At 42.0% G+C, this 18,003-nt stretch carries 13 protein-coding genes; 1 reads left to right on the top strand and 12 read right to left on the bottom strand.

Going from position 1 to position 18,003, the window contains the following annotated elements; translation table 11 throughout:
- From AQ505_RS12345 to AQ505_RS12305, 9 genes are all read right to left on the bottom strand, one after another.
- On the bottom strand, nt 1-1,125 hold the full coding sequence (locus AQ505_RS12345) for a phosphotransferase enzyme family protein (protein WP_062548461.1): 1,125 nt from the start codon (nt 1,123-1,125) through the stop codon (nt 1-3).
- A gap of 66 nt (nt 1,126-1,191) precedes the next feature.
- On the bottom strand, nt 1,192-2,802 hold the full coding sequence (locus tag AQ505_RS12340; RefSeq protein WP_062548460.1) for a glycoside hydrolase family 31 protein: 1,611 nt from the start codon (nt 2,800-2,802) through the stop codon (nt 1,192-1,194).
- Nucleotides 2,803-2,838: 36 nt separating this feature from the next.
- Complete coding sequence (locus AQ505_RS12335) at nt 2,839-4,389, bottom strand: DUF4832 domain-containing protein (protein ID WP_062548459.1); 1,551 nt, start codon at nt 4,387-4,389, stop codon at nt 2,839-2,841.
- Nucleotides 4,390-4,411: 22 nt separating this feature from the next.
- Nucleotides 4,412-5,536 carry an acyltransferase family protein gene (locus AQ505_RS12330; RefSeq protein ID WP_062548458.1) on the bottom strand — a complete coding sequence of 375 codons (1,125 nt, stop codon included), beginning with the start codon at nt 5,534-5,536 and terminating at the stop codon, nt 4,412-4,414.
- 19 nt (nt 5,537-5,555) lie between these two features.
- The gene (locus tag AQ505_RS12325) at nt 5,556-6,425 is read right to left on the bottom strand and encodes a PKD domain-containing protein (protein ID WP_062548457.1); all 870 of its coding nucleotides are present in this window, start codon (nt 6,423-6,425) and stop codon (nt 5,556-5,558) included.
- Between the two features lie 32 nt (nt 6,426-6,457).
- Complete coding sequence (locus tag AQ505_RS12320) at nt 6,458-7,975, bottom strand: RagB/SusD family nutrient uptake outer membrane protein (RefSeq protein WP_062548456.1); 1,518 nt, start codon at nt 7,973-7,975, stop codon at nt 6,458-6,460.
- A gap of 28 nt (nt 7,976-8,003) precedes the next feature.
- Nucleotides 8,004-11,273 (bottom strand): SusC/RagA family TonB-linked outer membrane protein, encoded by a 3,270-nt coding sequence (locus AQ505_RS12315; protein WP_082461810.1) that lies wholly within the window; start codon nt 11,271-11,273, stop codon nt 8,004-8,006.
- A 339-nt stretch (nt 11,274-11,612) separates the two neighbouring features.
- Nucleotides 11,613-12,737 (bottom strand): FecR family protein, encoded by a 1,125-nt coding sequence (locus tag AQ505_RS12310; RefSeq protein ID WP_062548455.1) that lies wholly within the window; start codon nt 12,735-12,737, stop codon nt 11,613-11,615.
- Nucleotides 12,738-12,860: 123 nt separating this feature from the next.
- Nucleotides 12,861-13,436, bottom strand: a complete 576-nt coding sequence (locus AQ505_RS12305; protein ID WP_062548454.1) for an RNA polymerase sigma factor — start codon at nt 13,434-13,436, stop codon at nt 12,861-12,863.
- A 315-nt stretch (nt 13,437-13,751) separates the two neighbouring features.
- Between AQ505_RS12305 and AQ505_RS12300 the strand changes: the two genes are divergently transcribed.
- Nucleotides 13,752-14,972, top strand: a complete 1,221-nt coding sequence (locus AQ505_RS12300) for an alpha/beta hydrolase-fold protein (protein WP_062548453.1) — start codon at nt 13,752-13,754, stop codon at nt 14,970-14,972.
- A gap of 344 nt (nt 14,973-15,316) precedes the next feature.
- Here the strand turns inward: AQ505_RS12300 and AQ505_RS12290 are convergent, their stop codons facing one another.
- The 3 genes from AQ505_RS12290 to AQ505_RS12280 form a co-directional block, all read right to left on the bottom strand.
- A complete protein-coding gene (locus AQ505_RS12290; RefSeq protein WP_062548451.1) occupies nt 15,317-16,510 on the bottom strand; it encodes a cytochrome c3 family protein in 1,194 nt (397 codons plus the stop codon).
- Between the two features lie 181 nt (nt 16,511-16,691).
- Complete coding sequence (locus AQ505_RS12285) at nt 16,692-17,612, bottom strand: NmrA family NAD(P)-binding protein (protein WP_062548450.1); 921 nt, start codon at nt 17,610-17,612, stop codon at nt 16,692-16,694.
- The gene (locus AQ505_RS12280; protein ID WP_062548449.1) at nt 17,609-18,001 is read right to left on the bottom strand and encodes a hypothetical protein; all 393 of its coding nucleotides are present in this window, start codon (nt 17,999-18,001) and stop codon (nt 17,609-17,611) included. Before AQ505_RS12280 ends, AQ505_RS12285 begins: the two co-directional genes overlap by 4 nt.
- Nucleotides 18,002-18,003: the final 2 nt, after the last annotated feature.

The following is an 18,003-nucleotide window of genomic DNA, read 5'->3' as shown; positions in this document are numbered from 1 at the left end:
TTAATTTTTAATTAACTGGTGTTTCCTGGCCTCTGTGTAAATGCTGTCTTCCATAGATTCGGAATGTTCAAACAGCTCTTTCAGTAATTTAAGCTGTGCTCTGGTCCGCTGAAGGTTATGGTGTGTGGATTCTATTTTGTAATAACGGTCTCCATTGATATAATCCGTCAGAAACCGAACGGCCTGCATGTAAGGCAGCAGAAGCACTCCTTTCATCAAAGACCTCAGTTCGCATTCGTTAATGAATAGCCTGGCCTGTTCCATATACCCTTTGGTATAGGCATTAAACAATGGAATATTTAGTTTGATGTTGGACAATTCCTCCTCATCCTCTGTAGTGCTATTGATGATCGTGCGGATCGCGTCGCCAAAGTCGTAAGCCACATAGCCTGCCATTACCGTGTCCAGATCGATCACACATTGTGCCCTATCCTCTAAATTTAACAGCACATTATTGAATTTGGTATCGTAATGGATGACACGTCTCGGCAAAGTAAGCAGCTGCTCTTCCTGTTGAAAATACGACATTGATCCAGAACTGGCATCTATGGTTTTCAGCTCCTCAGATACGAGCGCAACACGGCCTAGCGGATCTTCAGCCCTTGCCTGCTCCAGCTGTCCCAGCCTTTTCCCGATATGATGAAAATCAGGGATCACCTCATACATCAGGTCAGCTGAGAGGTCACAAAGCATGTACTGGAATTTCCCGAAGGCTTTTCCACCTTCATAAGCCTGTTGCTCTGTTTCTACCACATCGTAGGTCTTGGTATCCTTTAGAAAATGGCACATTCGCCAATATGCCCCATTGCTATCCTGATAAAAATAAGGGCCTTCTTTTGTGGCAACGAGCGTCATCACCTCTTTTTCAGGATCGCCCTCTCCTGAAATCAGCATTTCCTTTTTAAGATGTGCAATCACCCTGCACATGTTTTCTATGAGTTTGGGTACATTTTTAAATACATTATGGTTGATCTTCTGAAGCAGGTAATCATACTCTTCTGTCGCAAGATTTTTCAGACGATAGGTGTCATTAATATGTCCTGTCCCATAAGATTTCAGCGTAGAGATATCGACATGACATCTAAACTTAGCAGTAATTTCGAATAGATTTTGTATAGTGTTCAAAATGAAAAGGTTTTTGGTTTATCGTTTAATTATAAATAGGTAGGTTCATCAGCTTTAACTAATTCTTCAGTGGTTAATACGTTCAAATATGGGCAGCCGATCCAGGGCTACCTCCATGATCATGGTTAACGGGCCTTTTAGCTTTTTGCCCTGATCGTCCTTCCAGTTACCTTTTGGCAGGTAAACAGCCTTTTTACCAACAGCAGCGAGCATCGGCGCCACCAGGTACTTGCTGCCCAGCATGAATTGTCCTTTTACCTCAGCAAAACCCTGATCAGGGAATTCATACTCCATACTGCGGGTAATGGGTTCGCCGGTTGCAGCTGCATTCTTTGCCACTTCCATCAGGTATGGTGTGTACTTTGCCCTGATATCTACCGCTTTTTTAACTGCCGCCAGGTTTGATTTTGAAAGCACACGCCAGGGCGCTGCAGAAAATTGCATCATTGGCATTAATGCCGAGCACTGTGCAGATCGCACCACGAGTTGTTCATCCAGTTTATCTTTTCCTATGAACGAACCATACTCTCCACCCCCGATCATATCCGGACAAGTAAACTGATAACCTAATAAACCAGCGGTCAAAAGGTGCGGTATGAGTTTTTGGAGGTCTTCCCAATTGTGTTTTTTATCGCGTAAGCGTTGTACCAGGGCTTCGCCCCCCATCTTCCACATCGCGCGGTACTCATTCAGCGGATAGGACAAACCGATTTCGCCCCAAAGTCTGCTGTGCTCATTTGGGCTTACACTTTTAAAGGCCAAAGCATTAGGCGGATAAAATTCAGCATCCCCGGCATCAAACTTAAAGCCATCCAGGTGATAGGTACTTACCATATGTTCCAGTCGGCTGAGGAACCATATCTTTGCTTCAGGATTGCTGAAATCAAGAACCGAACTATAGCCATTCCACCAGGGAATGATCGCGGCTTTCTCTGCTTTAGCCCAGGTGTTACCGGGCACCCCCCCATTGTCTAAAATCAGTAGTTTTTTGGCCATTAATTCCCTGAAAACTTCCGTATCCGGCGATACAAACGGGCTCATCCAAAGCATCACTTTAAAACCTAATTGGTGCAGGGTATCTACCATCGCCGCTGCGTCTGTAAACCGGTCTGCCCTAAAATCGAACCGGCCATAATAATCCGCCCAGTTGTCATCAATCATCAATACACCCGGCGGAAAACCATTATCTATGATCGCCCTGGCATAATTTAAGATGTCCTGTTGGTTTTGGTTATAAACCAGCTCTATCCAGGTATTGTATTGAGGTTTGCTAAATAGCAAGGTATCGGGCAGTTTATTTTTCGCAGGAAAGAATCGCTTTGAGGCATTGCCAAATGCTTCTTTCAGATTTTTACCTGCGGAATCAATAGTGACCATACTTTTCGTATGACTGATCAGCAGTTGGTTTTTCTCGAAGCTGAACTTAAATGGTGTTTCACTCCAAATGAACCTCCCTTTAGTAGACACTAGTAGTGGTACCGCCTGATTTCCACGGGTATCGCCGTACATATCCAGACTATAGCCCTCTTTAAAGGGCATCAGATGGGCTTCATTTACCGCACCGCCAAACCACTGCTCTCCGGCTTTAATCGTCAGACTGGTTTGCGCATAAAGCGGCAAAGCCCATACGCAAAACAAAAAATTGAATAACAAATATATTTTAAAGACCTTGATCATTTACTTGGATTTATGGGTTGATTTTCCGGGTACGGTTTAGTTAATTTTTACGGTATGGTTCAGTTTATTGTAACCTGTAGCGGCCTCCCAAACATTCGCATTTGCCAGACGGATACTGAACTCCGGCCTTGCCGCAATGCTGGCATAAGCATCTGGCAGTTGAATCAGCATCTCATAATCACCTGCCGGAAAATCAGCAGGAATCGGAACACCTTCAGTAACCGTTACCACTCCAGAGTACCATTTCCTGACATCTGCGGAGAGCCCGAAGGATTTAACCTCGCCACTTGCAGTATTGCGCAGTACCAGTTTCAAGGGACGTTTGTTATATGGCGATGCATAACCCACATTCTTAAGGTTCAGAGTGATGTTCATTACCGTTCCTTTTACCGCATTATCGGGCAGTGCAGCAGTTTGCAATACGAAGCGATAACCCAGATTACGTTTAATATTATCCATACAGCCCCCGTCCTGCCAATCGTTATTAACGGCATTGTTATAATGGGCATTAATAAAACTGTAATGCAGCGATGCCAATTCTGCCTGTATTTTGCCAGCAGGCTCGCAATCGTTAGCAGGGCTATAGTCGTCAGAACAGGTTTCCCCGCCCACAACTACAAATTTGCTGTCGGCTTTAAAGTAATCCTTCAAAGTGTTGATGACCGTTCCATCGGATGTGCGTGGCGTTGAACTGTTGCCGTAATCTTCGTAAGTACCAAAATCGTTAACACTTGCCATAAAACAATCGTTATGGAAGCCCAAACGCGCGATATCACTTTGATTAAAAGCATTGCTCTCTGTTAGCGCTGCTGAGGTAATCAGAGAATTAATGCCATAAATATAACGCTGCTTAATCTGTGGGTAACGTAGCTGGATCATCCTGTCGGCAGGTACGGCGTCAAGCAGGGCTTTGATCACTTCAATCCGGTCTCTCCAGTTGTTGTCCAGCAGTTTATTGCCCTGTCCACCATTGCTGGAGGCATCGCCGAAGAAATCGCTGTAGTATTGCTCCCCCCAGGTTCCGATAAAACCCAGCTGCACACAGGCAATTACATCCGCATTTTCGCGCAGAACTGGTTTTAGCTGTGTGATATGATTCAGAATGATTGCTTTAGGTGCATCACCATATAATGGACAGATGAAACCTTCCGGACAGTTCCCAGGCTTAGCTGTAGCAGTATAGACAAAACGAGGGATCAGCTTAACACCCGCTGTTCTTGCTGCCTCAAAATCCTTTTTAATATTGGAAATAAAGGAGGCTGATATGGCGGTACTGACTACATCATCCAGAATATAATACCTGAAAACCAGCGTACTGGACACCTTGTAATTTGCACTTTGGATAGATTGAGGGGAGCGGTATCCTTTCAGTTCTTCTGCCGACAATACTTCATAGTTACTGGAATTTACTTCAGAATATCGGTAGAAGCCACGCTCCGGATTCGGGAAATCTTCCGTACTTTCCGCATAACTTAAGTTTACCTTCTCAATATTAACCAGGCTATCTTCCTGATTTTTACAGGAAACAAATAGCACCATTACCGCCAGACAAATGCTGAGGGCATACCATATATTTTTTTTGATCATGATCTTCTGTTTATGAGGATTTCTATAGTTTAAAAAAGATATTTCGCTGATAAAGCCAGTAGCACAGGACCCACTCGACAAGCAGCACTGTTAGGGCCGATACAACTGCGGCTACGTTTAGGGGCACATTTAAGAACAGATGTAACAAATCGCCTGAAAAAATCGCCACCTTGCCATTTAGCCACTGTACACCTACCGTTTCAAAGAACAGGTAGATAAATATGGCGTTCATGCCGACTACCGTAAAGATCCAGGCATATTTTACATTGTTTTTGACATCCACCAGCCAGTATACAGCAGCCAAAATCAACAGTACCCAGCCTCCCGAAACCAACACGAACGAACTGGTGCTGATGCGTTTGATGATCGGTGTAATCCCAGACAGATCCAGACTGAAGCCAAAAATCAGCGCAATGATTCCCATGATCACCAGGGTCTTTATTTTGTAGCTGGCAGTATTACCGGAGATCAGTAATTTACCTGCCAGCACCCCCCAAATGGTATGCGCCGCAGTTGGGATGCAATTGATCGCTACCCAACCATCACTGTTGATTTTACCCATCAGCAAAGTATCTGCATAAGACCCAAAATTCTTCCCTTCCGCAAAAGGCTGGTCGAAACCAGGCATCAGCAAACCGCGATACAAAACTTCAGTAAGCAGCAGCAGGCAAATGGAAAAGAGCAACTGCCAGGTAGAAGACCTGTTGATGATCAGGTAAGCAATGATCATCGTGAACGACAATTGCGTCAGCACATTCCAAAGCTCCCAAACGGGCTTATCTGCATAAATGCAATGTAAGGCTACCCCGCAGATAAAAAGCTTTAAGCTACGAATCAGGATATGCGGCAGGTTATCGCCCCAGCTTTGTCCTTTTTCCAATTTACGGCTGTAAGAAATATACATTGCGGCTCCTGCCATAAACATAAAGGCCGGTTGAACCAAATCCCAAAAGCGCAGCCCATGCCATGGGTGATGAAAAAACTGGGTGATCAAGCCACCCATGGGCTGTTCAGGATCAATTTGCATGATTGCTTCATAAACTCTGCAACTCTCTGCACAAAGCAGGATCATAATCATCCCTCGCATCACATCTAAAGACACTAAACGCCCCTTAGCTGACTGATCAGCAGTTAAAATCTTTTCCATAAATCGTTTTGGTATAAAATTATTCGTTCATATCCAGGAAGAAACTTGAAGTTCCTTCGTCCGGTGCATTACCCAGGTTTACTGACCAGTCATTTTTAATGACCTGTATTCCGATCCGCATCCCAGTACCCGTTAAACCTTTCAGTTTACCACGTGCAATACGCAGCTCAAATTTGACAAGACCAGCTTCGTCTTTCACCGTGCCTACGGTATAAGCCTCAGCGATCGACTGTGGTTTAAATCCGGAAAAGTCACTCTGGTTAGTACCGGTATGGTAAAAAATATCTACGCCAGCCGTCAACAGCTGACCCTCCATTAAAACGTCGTAACCACCATCGGTAAAAGTACCGGTAAGCCATCCCGTAGCTGGATTGTTATCCGAATCAATAAAGAAATCAAAAATAACCGCGTCTGCTTTTTTCCCGGTCATCTCACCATACAAATACACATAGTTCCCATCATAATCTAGTTTTACCAGATTAAAAACACCCTTTTTAGCACCTAGTGGGATCACATTTTTGGTGACCGTACTCCAGTCGTCAAAAGAGTTATCGTTAATTTTTACAGGGGATACTTTGGCGATTTGCAGCACTGTTGATGCTTCCACTGGTTCGCCATTTACCGAGGCCGTTAGTGTTGGAACATATTTACCCTTACCCGGATAAGTATGGCTTGGATTGGCTTCGGTTGAGGTTTTGCCATCGCCAAAATCCCATTGGTAACCGGTCACGCCTTCGGTTTTTATGCTGAACGTTGCTGTCGCCCCATCCACAGTTACTTCATATAATAAATCAGTTTTTATCTCGGTTTTATCCTTCTTACAGGAGCTGAATAATGAACCTGCGATCAGCGCCGACAGCAGGAACACGTAAGCTTTTAGATTTTTCATATCATTCTATATATTACAAGGTGATCGTTAAATTATTGATTCTGTGTGGCCAGCGGATTGCTCAATACCTCGTCTACCGGCAAATAGTAAATGATACGCGGACTTGTATAAGGCACAGTCAGGTTAGGATAACCTGTTGGTATCCTAGAAAGGTCTACATCAGTCTCTTTTAAACCGGTCAGGTGATATCCCCAATACGCCTTATTCAGGCTTCTTTTATTACGGAACACATCATAGCTGCGGTGCCCTTCAAATGCCATCTCTATACGTTTCTCCGCCAAAACTACATCTAAAGCAGTGGAACCTGCAGGTACAACTCTATTGTAAAGCGAGGCTTCCAGGCCGCGGTTTTTGCGGATCATATCCACATCATCCAGTGCCGCTGCATTGGCACCTGCTTTGGCATTTGCTTCCGCACGGATTAGGTACATTTCTGCAATCCTGAACATAATGGGTGAACTTAAGTTTGGCAGGTTATCCTGAAAAGAGAACTTGCTGATATAATACATTTCGATCCCATTCTTTTTCTGTACTACACCGGCACCGTCTTTTGAGGGAACAATATAAGACCAGCGAACATCCTCAGGATGTGCAGACATGGCCGCACGTAAGGAAGACGAGGCATATTCCTCGCCCCAGCCAGAGTTTCCATCCGAATAAATCATCGAAGCAATAGAGCCAAATTTGCCATAATCATCAACGACAGTAAAGGCAATACAAAAAATGGTTTCAGTGGCACTGGTTGCATTGGCAAACAATTTTGGGTACGTGTCTTTAGTGGCCAGGCTAAACTTACCTGAGTTGATCACTTTGTCTGCATATTCGATTGCCTTTACTTGGTCTTCCTTGTAAAGGTTTACCCTTGCCAGTAAGGACCAGGCGGCTTCCTGGGAGGCATATTGAACGCCACGCGAACGGGTCATTAAACCCGCCGCTTTCTCGGCATCAGCAAGTACGGAATCGTAAACTTCTTTAACGGTTGACCTTGCTTTTTTTGAAGGATCGCTCAAGTTTGTACGCAGGATGATCCCCGGAGAATTAGGGTCAACCGGGTAAGGTTTACCAAATAACCGGACTAAGTTAAAGTGACAGAAAGCACGTAAAAAGTAGCACTCCCCCAATAACTGGTTGGTAGCCGCATCATTTTTACCTGATTTCTCCACCGCATCGATAACGGTGTTCACGCCGGTAATGATTTTATAGGAAATATACCAGTAGTAACGGCTGTTGGCCTGGGCAGGTGAATGGTCCAGGCTAAAACTATAGTAAAATGGATCGGTGGTTACCTGTCCGCAAACAATGTCATCGCTGGCAAAGTCTGTTAAGTGATAAAACTGGCGCAGGTACATGTTGTTCATGTCTACCTTTCCGTTAAATTCAATATGGTCTTTAAACAAAGCGTAAGCTCCATTTAGCGCATTGGTTAAGCCTTCACTGGTGTTTACCAGCGTTTCCGTACTGATCGCATCGCTTGGGAGGGAACTCAATTTTTTGCAGCTGCTTACCGCAACCATCAAAAAGAGGGAAACGGTGAATATTATATTTTTCATATACTTAATTTAATAGGTTGAAACCTGCTTAAAAGCTGAAATTAACGTTTAACAAATACTGGCGATTGTTAGGATATTTAAAATCCGAAACCCCTGGCGTTGCATACCGGGTTGGTGTGATGGTAGTTTGGGGATCCTGACCTAAAAAGTTCGAGAAGGTGGCCACATTATCCGCAGTAATACCAACAGTTACATCGCTCATACTCATCTTCTTCGCCCAGGATGAAGGCAAAGTATAAGATAATGCAATGTTCCTGATCGTAAAATAACTTCCATCTTTTAGGTAACGCGTAGAGGTTTCAGTAGAATTAGCGGAGTTTTGCGCACTTGGCTCTGTAGCTCCGGTATCGCCTGGCTGCGTCCATATTTTAGCCCCCTTCGGTAATTTAATCTGATTGTAATAAGGCTCATGACCATCGTTCATCATGAACCTCAGGTTATTACTAAATACCTTATTGCCATAATTAAAATAGGTGCTCACTCTTAAATTAAAGTTTTTATACCTGAAACTGTTGTTAAAGCCGCCCTGGTATTTAGGCAATGCCGAACCTACCTCCTGATTGGTGGCCTGTGAATAATCCGATGTACTTTCCTTCGCTACAGCTTCACCTTGTTCATTGTAGATGAGCTTCTCCCAAAGCGGTGCACCAGTTTGTGCATCAACACCTAACCATTTTGGCATATAAAATTCGAACAGATCTCCTCCATTGCGATAGATTTGTGAGATGCTCCATGACCCTGTTTTCACGATATCTGATGGAAAACCTGCCAATTTGTTGTTGTTATAGTTAAAAGTAAAATCAGTGATCCACTCGAAGTCTTTGGTTCTGATGTTGGTCGAATTAATGCCTAACTCCATCCCTTTGTTAATCACTGAGCCCGCATTCTCCCATTTGGTTTCAAAACCAACAGATAAGGGCTGCGATACCTGTAGCAACAAGTCTTTGGTGTCATTACGGTAAACATCAAGGGTCAAATTCAGCCTGTTAAATAATCCAATATCCATACCTGCATTGAGCTGGCGTTTACTCTCCCAGGTTAAGTTAGGACTTGGCAATTGGTAAGGCACTGCAGCCACCAACGAATTATATTTAGTAGTGAGGGAAAACAAGCCCAGGAAGCGGGATGCCCCAATATCCTGTGTACCTGTGATGCCGTAACTGGCGCGTACTTTCAGGTTACTTAAAATGTGATTGTCGGCCAGGAAAGCTTCATTGCTTACCGCCCATGCTGCCGATATAGATGGGAAGCCACCGTACTGCTTACTTGGAGCGAAGTTGGATGAACCATCATACCTGAATGAACCTGACAGGAAATATTTATTTTTATAGCTGTAGTTTACCTGCGATAACAAAGATTGTAAGATGTATTTATTGTGTGCGCCCACGATCACCTGACTGCTGGAGATTACTCCCGGTACTTTCAATCCTTCCGGCAAACCTTTACCCGAAGCACCAGAAGTTTCGATTTTACTGCTTTCAAAAGCTCCGCCAGCAAAACCACTTATGCTGTGCTCACCCAATTTAAAATTGAATTTAAACAACTGGTTACTCACGAGGCCGTAGTTCAGGGTATTTAACTCATCAAGAAAGCCCATCCCACGATAGGTACCCGCAGCGAGTGGGGATACGTAATTGGTGCCTTTATCGAAGGAGGCCGACAACCGGTTTGAACTGGCAAATGTAAGCCAGTCGGTCAGGCGGTAGTTGATGCCCAAATCATAATTTACATTAAAACCTTTATAAGGGTGCTCTGAATTTTGTACCGTATGAATCGGATTTATTTTATCCCTAGACCACCATTTAAAAGTAGAATTACCATCTACATAAATTGGGTTTCCGCTAGCATCATAAGGATTATCCCAAGGCATATTCAGGAAAGAATAATAGGCATCCATATAATCATAGCTCTTGCCCTGTGAGGCACTGAGGTTGATATTATTGGTCAAATCAAATTTTTTGGAGAAGTGATACGTCGAATTTCCACGTAGATTAACCCTTTGAAAATCAGTATTGATAAAAGTCCCCTTCTCTTTATAATAGGATGCGCCTACATAATAATCGTTCTTCTCCGTTTTGCCACTTGCAGAAAGGTAGAAGTTATAAATCGGAGCGGTCTTAAAGGACTCTTTAGACCAGTCATAATCCTGATCACGCAGCGACAAAGGGCGCTCAGAATAGAATTTCACCAGGTCAATCTTATAAGAGTTATTGGGAGCACCAACCACGTAGTCGCGGTAAAATTCTTTTTGATAATCATAAAGCTCATTGCTGTTCATCAGCTTCATTTTACCAAAATCTGGAGTTCGAAAACCAGTGGAAACTTTAGCTTCAAACCTGGTTTCGGCCTGTTTTGCCCTTTTTGTAGTTACGATAATCACCCCCGCGTTTGCTTGTGAGCCATACATGGCAGTCGCCCCCGCATCTTTTAAGATCGTAACACTTTCTACGTCATTAGGATCGTAATTACCACCAATAATTCCATCCACCACAAAAAGAGGGCTTTGATTTGCATTAACCGACGAAACGCCGCGCAGCCTGATTTCCGCGTTGGCACCCGGCGCTCCAGAGCTGTTCACCACCTGCAAACCAGCCACTTTACCTTGAAGCATAGCACCAATAGAATTGGCCGTAACATCCTTTAACTTCTCGGAAGAAACCACGGAAACCGCACTGGTCAACTCGCTTTGTTTTCTGGTATCATAACCGACTACCACTACATCGCCGAGCAGACTGACATCCTCATCGAGCACAATGTTTACAACACTAGCACCATTAACCGGCACCTCTTTTCTTAAATAGCCCACAAAAGAAACCACCAATATGGCCTGTTCCTCTATATTTTTCAAGGCAAAATTCCCATTTTCATCAGTGCTGACTACTTTGTTAGTCCCTTTTACACTGACAGATGCCCCGGGCAAGGGCTTTTTATCTTTGTCGAGCACCTTTCCACTGATGTTAATGTCTTTGAGGGCAGTATTGAGCTGCTGGAAGGCAATTGGCCGGATCTTAATCAGGATGTTCCTGCGTTCCATTTTGTAAGTCAGGTTTTGGTCTTTTAATAGCGTTTCCATCACCTGGCTCAATTCTGAATCTTTAAAATTGGCATTAATCTTCATCTGGCTATTTAAATTCTGATCTGAATACAAAACCCGGAAACCGGTTTGCTTTTTGATCTCCTGAAAAACCTGATGAAGTGTGGTATTCTGTTTTACATAATTGACTTTTTGAGCAAAACCTGCTGCACTGACTTGTAATAAGCAGGTTGTAATGATGGCGATGATCAAATTAACTCTCATTAGTAGTCTTCTTTTATTTGTTGTCAGCGTTTTCGCAACAACAAAGTTCATAGCTGATAAAAGTGTAGGCAGTAGCCATCGGCATAGCATACCTAGGTTAAAAGCATTTAATTTCATACTTTTGTGGGATTGGGTTAATACGTGAACGGATCTCAAATTTGTTTTTTGGGTTAACTCAGATAATGCCATGGAGGTGCTGATACACTTTCATGGCTTTTTTCTTAAAAACCTCCTGAAGTATTAACTTGCTTTGTGTTTGGTTCTTTTCATGTGATTTGGTTAGTTGTTGACGGTTAGGTTGTTTAACGATCGGAATGGTTAGGTCCTGGTTATATATTCTTATTTGGTAGTTACGCGTATTTGTTTTCCAGCTATGGAAAAGCGGACATTACTGGTTTCTTCTAACATATTTAAAACACTGGAAATATTTTCAGAACGGGAAACAGAACCCGAAAATGTAGGTACTATGATGAGGTCGTTTGTATAGACAATATCGACACCATACCAGCGGGCAGCTTTCTTCAGAATACTGGTTAAAGATTCATTCGTGAATACAAATTCGCCATTTTTCCAGTCGGCAGCATCAACTGCATTCACCTCTTTCACATTGAATTTTCCATCCCTCAGCACCGATTGCTCACCAGGTTTTAAAGTAAGCTGACCGTTTAATTTCACAGAGCCTTCTATCAGGGTAGTCTTGATGCTCTGCTCATCCGGATAGGCATTCACATCGAAATGGGTTCCCAAAACTTCCACTTCCTGACCTTTACTTTTCACCACGAATGGCTTCGTTTTATCTTTTGCTACTTCGAAGTATGCTTCTCCAATCAATTCTACGCTCCGCTGACTTAGTCCATAAAAGGAGGCCGGATATTTTAAGGAAGAGGCTGCATTTAGCCAGACCCTGGTGCCATCCGGCAATTGCAGTTCATATTGACCTCCAATGGGTGTTTCGATGCGGTTGTATTTTCCGGTTGTTTTCTTTCCCTCATCAGCAATGGTATACACCAGTTGCCCATCCGCAGTTTTCGTAATCTTTATCCCTCCCTCCTCTGCAAGCATTCCGTTAGCCGCAGTGCTCAGCAGAATTTTCTTTCCGTTGGTTAAGGTGAGGTACGCTTTGTTGCTCCCTGCGGGTACATCATTTGAATATTGTTGAGGAGCCTTTACAGGAGCAGATGACTGGTATTTATAAAAATATAAAGCCATACCCGCCACCAATACCAGCGACGCTGCAGCCGAAATATAAGGCCATAACTTTCCGGTTCTAGGCGAGGATTGTTTTCTGTTCTTTTCCAGCGATGCCCACATCTCGTCGCTGACCTCATTAAGTTCTGCTTCTGAAAGTGCGGCTTCATCATTCTGGTGGAGTTGATGCAGCCAAAGTCTGGCCATAGTTTCTTCTTCAGGACTAGCATTCCCTGAACTTACCTTATCCAATACTTTTTTTATGTCTTTCTTCATTGAATTCTTTGCGCTTATGGCTCAACAATAAGTAAAGGCGATTCAGGATCATGGATTAGGTACATCCACTATAAAAAAAAAAGAATAAATAATGTAATTAACTGATATACAGATTAATAATTTTCAGGAAAGAATCCATAGAACGAATACTATAGTTCCCAATTTCACCTTAAGGTGCTTGAGTGCGCGTTTAAGTTGGGTGGATACAGTATGTACGGAGAGGCCTAATTGTCCCGCAATTTCTTTGGTACTTAAAAACTCTCTTTTTTTCAGCGTATAGATCTCCCTCATCTTAGGAGGCATGGCTGCAATTTCGTTCTCTATTAAAGTAGCGATATCTTTTTCCCGAATCAGGTAATCTGCTTCCGGAGAATCGAGTTCAATATAATATTCCCCACTTTCGACATATCTTTTAATGATACCCTTATGTTTAAAGATATCCAGAATTTGATGAAGGACCGTTTTATAAAGATATCCGGATAAGCTAGAGCTAAGCTGAATCTCATTGCGGTGATTTAAGAGCCAGGTAAAAGAATCCTGTACCACATCTTTAGACTCTTCTCTGTTTCTGAGCTTTTTATAGGCATATAAGTAAAGCAGCTTATCATATCGCAGATAAATTTCTCTAAAAACGGCATCATTACCTTCTTTCCATAAAGCAATCAACTCGTTATCAGTATAGGTGCTATAATTGGCCATAAAGAATACAAGTTATTGAATTTATCAGCAATAATAAAAATTAAATTGGAAAGCCATAGGAAACACCTTTTACTAATAAGCAACCAGCCTTTTAAAGAAGAGCGCAATCAATTAGAACGAAAATAGCGATGGCTGATTATTGTTTCAGCTAATAGCATTATAAATCCAATTGAAAACCACTATCTTAGATATACTAAAACAGCAATCTTTCTCGATCTCAAATTTCTGATCTAAACATTTAAATGCGGAAAAAGAATACTCAAAACAGTTCTATTCCTAATGCTTAGGCCTAGCTAACCAAACCATACTCCTACAATGAAAAAATTAATACTTTCCGTTTTTACTGCTTTTTTCTCCCTGTGTGCCCTGGCTCAAAAGGACAATAGGGTAACCATTGGAACAATAGACAGCATTCAATCGAAAATTCTGAATGAACAAAGAAAAATCTGGGTTCATGTACCAAGTAGCTGGACCCCTGATTCTAAACAACGATACCCAGTATTGTATTTATTGGATGGTGAGGACCATTTTTATTCAGTAGTAGGTATAATTCAGCACCTCAGTCAGGGAATAGGTAATACCATTTGTCCAGAAATGATGGTAGTTGGCATCCCAAATACGGATAGAATCAGAGACCTGACACCCACACATGTAAATCCTGCTCCCCCCTATACCGACAGTTTAATGTTGAAGACGACTGGGGGTGGCGAACGATTTGTTTCATTTATTGAAAAGGAATTGATACCACATATTGATTCCTTATACCCTACACAACCTTACAAAATATTAAATGGACATTCATTTGGAGGCTTAACAGTAATGAATGTAGCAATAAACCATACCAAACTGTTCAATTCGTACATATCTATAGACCCAAGCATGTGGTGGGATGAAATGAATTTGTTAAAGACCACTAAGAACGTGCTAAGAGAAAAGGATTTTTCCGGAACCGCAGTGTATTTAGGAATTGCAAATACCTTGAGAGAAGGCATGGATATCAGCACCGTCCGAAGCGACACCACTAAACGAACCAGGCACATTCGTTCAATTCTTAATTTAGACCAATATATAAAAGAGGAAAAACAAAACGGGTTAAGATATGAAAGTAAATATTACGGCAATGAAGACCACGGTTCCATCCCACTAATCGTGACATATGATGCTTTGCGTTTCATCTTCGACAAGTATCGTTTTAATCCTGCTCGCAAAAACCTGACAGACCCGACGATAGACTTGATTAAACATTATCAGGAAGTATCAAAGATGTTGGGCTATCAGGTTACCCCACCTGAAGATGTGACAAACGAACTTGGCTCTGATTTTTTGAAGCAAAAACAATATGCCAAAGCTGAAGAAATATTTAAAATAAATGTGACCAATTATCCTGAAAGTGATCTGGTCTATGATTCCTACGGCGACTATTTTCTGGCAATGGGCAATAAATCAAAAGCGCTTGAATATTTCAAAAAGTCTTTGTCCATAAAAGAGACTCCAATGGTTAGGAAAAAAATAAACACCTTATTGTCAAGGAAATAAACAGCACTATTTAAACAAGATTCCCTATATAGGGATAAGGTAAATACACTTTTACAAACTTGATTTTATTTATTGCCAGAGAACTTAGAAAGCAAATCGACCACATACAATGTAAAAACTAAGGAAAGTGTTACTTTTTCAAAGGAAGTTACGAAGGAGATGGCAGTGATGGTAAAAAGGTTCATGAACGTTTTGTAGCTGTAAAAACCTATAAAAGTAAAAAAGATCGGGATGTACAAGTTTACGTTTACAACTTTGGTGCCAATGAAAAAATTGTAAAAGTAACTAATGAAGACTTCTTTTCCCTCGGAGCCTAACAAATTACAAGATTAGACTTATAGAATTCATTTGGCCTTTACCAAATCTTTGTAAATCGCAATACGATGCGTACGTAACTTATAAGGTATCTTTTCTTTACTGTTGCTCAGCTGAAAAGCAATAGCATGAGATTCTTTAATCGGCATGTGACAGTCAATACAGTTCTTTGCGAGTATTGCCTTATTCTTCTCTTTCAAGGCATCATGCTTCACATCCTGGTGACAACTGATGCATTTAGCAGAATAAATTGCCGGACTAGGTTTATTATTATCATGTACATCGTGACAGGTCACACATTCTGCCTTACCAATTTTATAACATAAACTCGCCTCCAGCAATTGCTTTTGTTTGCCGTGTACATCAGGATCTTCACCTCGATAAACACTATATTCAGGTAAGGTTTTTAACGTATCCCCAGGCTTAAAACTAAACATAGAACTCAGCGATTGAATGCCTACGCCCGAATGGCATATCCCACATGCATCTACCCTTTGTGTTAATGCCAGTTGCTTATAATTCACCATAAATTTGGCCGTTTTCACTTCCGGGTTTTCCTGATGAAAGTTGACATGCTGGGCCGCAGGACCATGGCAGCGCTCACAATCTATCCCAGCAATGAGGGAATTTTTAACATATTCTTCCTGAACTGAAAAACCAGTACTCTGGACTGGCTTTTTCTCCGCGAAAGAACCATGGCACTCTAAACAACGCAGATCGATTGTTCTGCCAAAATAAATCTGTTCCGCAGGAAAACCCGGACTGTTTACCCATTGCTGCTCTTGCGTCAGATAGTTCAATGGCATTTGCATCAGCTGATTGCCATACCAAAAGGCAAAAGTATACGCCTTGTGTCCTGCACCAAAAACCATAGCTGTATGTTCCGTTTTTCGATCAACTCCATTGATCATAGCAGTCTGATAAAGACCATCAGGTCGGTTTTTTACCAACATTTTAGTCTTTTCATTAAAAATAAACTCCCCATCAGGAATATGCAGGCTGTCGGCAGAATTAGGCTTAGTCAGCATTTTTGAAGCATTAAAATGGGAATTGTGGAGTGCTGACTTTGTAAGGTCTTTATGACAGCTGACACAGGTAGCACTTCCCGCATAGGCCGGCCCCCTACTGTCGTTACTTTTACTTTCTACCTGTGTGCATTGCACAGCTGCAAATACAAAAATTGCCAGAATACAAAAAATCAGAAAGTAGCGTCTCCGGCCCATACATTAGCTTTGGTTAGAATATTAGGTGTTGTTAACTAAAATAAGAAAAAATTTAACTTCAACTGACAAAAAATACAAAGAACATCAGTCAATGACCAACTATTATTAACTGCTGTCATTTAAATTCCTCAGGGAGCAAAGTATTTCTTTCCCAATACATAATGCTTATGCTATAGAAAAATTAGAACAGCAGCTTCCAAAGCGGCTTTCTGGTAAAAAGATGCCGTTTTTCCTGCAAGTATTCATCCATGATACCTGGTCTCCTCAGAATTAAGTTGGTAATTGTATCCTGCTCCGGTTCGGGAACTTTAATGGCCAAATCATCAAGTTCTACAAGATGAGTGGCCAGCCATTCTGGTAATTTCGCTTTGTTGATGAATTGACTCAGCAACTCTTCAGGCTTAATGTCCAGATATTCAATTTCACGCCCTGTTACCCTTGATAACTTCGCTGCCATTTCCATATTCGTAATGGCCTCAGGCCCCGCCAAGACAACCGACCGATCTTTTAATGCATCACTTGCTAATAAATAATTTACAGCTACGCTTGCTACATCCCGACAGTCAATATAATTTCTTGGAGCATTCCCTAATGCACCATATATCTTACTAAAATACCGGATGGTAAAAGTATTTCGCTCCCAATTCTGCATAAAGGAATGAGGTCTCAGGCAACAATAATCCGCTATATTTCCTGAAATATAATCGTCAATTTTACGATGCCATTCACTCACCTCAACCTTCGCTGGCAACTGAACCACCGGAGCAGACAACTTGACGATCCTTTTTATACCGCTTTGTCTGGCCGCGTCAATAATATTGATTTCATGTACCACCTGATCTGGAGAAGTTGCCGTTAAAAGAAACAATCCATCTCCTCCAAAACAAGCCTTTTTCAGCTCCTTGACTGAATTTAGGTCCGCACTTAAATAGCTGACATTCGATTGGCCTTTATCAATCTGAACTGGATATGCACGTTCAGGGTTCCTCAGCACTCCTCTTGCCCGACAATCAGCACTACTCAGTTGCCGCATTACTTCGGCACCAACAGTTCCAGTGCATCCAAAAACTACTATGGTTGGTTTAATCTTACTCCTATTCATGATTTTTTTACCTGATGACGGATGGTTAATATTGCTGCCCCCAGAAAGGCAGAAAATGTGATATTAAAGCATTCTGCTTGAAGGTTGAGTATTGTTGAACATAACATCCCCAGACTAATCATTAACATGACGATGAGGAGAGACCTGAACAATTTCCTATGGGCTAAAATCTGCCTGGATTCAAATTGCCAGAGTAAAATAAAACTAAATACGGTAGACAATAAAGAAGACAAACCGATACTGATATAACTAGCCGACATGAGCTCATTTTTTTGAAGAAAATAACCAGATGTAAATGACATTAAGGCTGGAAATACATAAGCTGGTACAGCTGCAAGGATTAAGGAACGCAAGTTAAATGCTGAAGAATGATCATTTCTATTTTTCATAA

The sequence above is a fragment of the Pedobacter sp. PACM 27299 genome (genome assembly GCF_001412655.1).
GTDB lineage: Bacteria > Bacteroidota > Bacteroidia > Sphingobacteriales > Sphingobacteriaceae > Pedobacter.
Note: the sequence above shows the minus strand (reverse complement) of the source record. Positions and strands in the feature narration are given on the sequence as shown.